This is a genomic window from Stenotrophomonas sp. 05L44_2 (genome assembly GCF_056665995.1).
The window spans coordinates 1-1,676 of record NZ_JBFTNR010000822.1 but is presented as its reverse complement, the minus strand read 5'-3'; the positions used below and the strand labels follow the sequence as shown (position 1 = coordinate 1,676).

The following is a 1,676-nucleotide window of genomic DNA, read 5'->3' as shown; positions in this document are numbered from 1 at the left end:
CACTGTAATGGGCCCCCACTCCCTTCACCTCCAACCGATTGGATCGTCATGCACGCTGAAGTTCCCGCCATTCCCCCTGTCATCAATGTCGATGCGGAGCTGGATTACTGGCGCCGCCAGCACGCCGATGGCGCACTCGCGCACACCTCGTTCGGCACCTATGTMCCGTGGATCAAGTTCGCCTGTGATTCGCTGATCACCCAGCCACGCGCCAGCAACGCCCAGCGCGATGAGCTGTTCCAGACCCAGTACGCCCTGCAGATCATGCCGCGCCTGAGTGAAGCGCAGGCCCGCGAATTCGTCGAACGCTGCTGGCAGCACGTCTACCTGGCCAGCCCGGTGCGCAGCCAGGAAGCACCGCGCCTGCGCGCCTGAGTCCACGCCTGCTGCACGGCACCTGCACGGCCATGTGCCGATGATCGTCGCCATTCCCGTGGAACGATGACGATGAGCGCAAGGAACCTGTTCAATACGATCGCCAAGAAGGCCGCGGCCGCCACCGGCTCGCCGTGGACCTTCCTGGCCGCAGTATCGATCGTCGTGCTGTGGGGCATCAGCGGCCCCATATTCAAGTTCAACGACACCTGGCAGCTGGTGATCAACACCGGCACCACCATCATCACCTTCCTGATGGTGTTCCTGATCCAGCACACGCAGAACTCGGACACCGCGGCGATGCAGATCAAGCTGGACGAGCTGATCCGCGCCACCGCCGAGGCCAACAACGAGCTGCTGGACCTGGAAGAGCTGGACGAAGAGCGCCTGGAAGAGATCCGCGCCGAGTACGAAAGGATGGCGCGCGAAGCCGGCGACGCATTGACGCGGGTACGCGCCTGCCGCACCGAGCGGCGCGACGACGAAGCGGTGTAGCCCTGCTCATTGACCGGTAGCGCCGGCCGCTGGCCGGCAACTGCACGATCCCTGTTGATCCCGCGCGCTGCCGGCCAGCGGCCGGCACTACCGGTCTGCGCGCTTACCCGCGCTCGTGCCAGCCGCCGCCCAGCACCTTGTACAGCGTGATGCGGTTGGCCTGCTGCGCAAGCTGCGTCTGCAGCTGGCTCTGCTGCGCGTTGTAGGCGGTACGACGTGCATCCAGCAGGGTGACGAAGCTGTCCAGGCCCGCGTCATAGCGCGCCTGCGACAGGCGGTTGGCCTGCTCGGCCGCTTCCACCAGGCGCTGCTGCGAGGCCGCCTGTTCATCCAGGCTGACATTCAATGCCAGCGCATCGGCGGTTTCGCGGAAACCACTCTGGATCGACTTTTCGTACTGCGCGAGTGCGATATCACGATCGGCGTTGGCCACGGCCAGGTTCGCGCGCAGCTTGCCGCCCTGGAAGATCGGCAAGGTGATCTTCGGCAGGAAGCTCCACACCCGCGTACCGCTGTCGAACAGGCCGGACAATTCACCCGAACCACTGCCGATGCTGCCGGTCAGCGAGATGCTGGGGAAGAAGGCAGCGCGTGCGGCACCGATGTTGGCATTGGCCGCCAACAGCTGATGCTCCGCCGCCATGATGTCCGGGCGCTGCAGCAGCACGTCGCTGGGCAGGCCAGCCGGCGGTGGTGCCAACGCAAGCACCTGCGGCGCGATGCTGTCCGGCAGCAGCGCCGGATCCAGCTGGCCACCGGCCAGCAGCGCCAGCGCGTTGCGGTCCTGGGCCAGCTGCCCACGCAGG

Annotated in this window: 2 protein-coding genes and 1 pseudogene; 2 read left to right on the top strand and 1 reads right to left on the bottom strand. The window is 66.0% G+C overall.

The features are described 5' to 3' along the window. Positions 1-48: 48 nt before the first annotated feature. Together AC1VAN_RS21010 and AC1VAN_RS21005 are read left to right on the top strand one after the other, a co-directional pair. Positions 49-375 carry a hypothetical protein gene (locus AC1VAN_RS21010; protein WP_025877273.1) on the top strand — a complete coding sequence of 109 codons (327 nt, stop codon included), beginning with the start codon at positions 49-51 and terminating at the stop codon, positions 373-375. Between the two features lie 72 nt (positions 376-447). Next, positions 448-870: a low affinity iron permease family protein gene (locus tag AC1VAN_RS21005; RefSeq protein ID WP_025877275.1), complete on the top strand. Its 423-nt coding sequence runs from the start codon at positions 448-450 to the stop codon at positions 868-870. Positions 871-973: 103 nt separating this feature from the next. Here AC1VAN_RS21005 and smeF read toward each other — a convergent pair. After that, positions 974-1,676, bottom strand: a pseudogene (gene smeF, locus AC1VAN_RS21000) (multidrug efflux RND transporter outer membrane subunit SmeF); the annotation flags it as partial.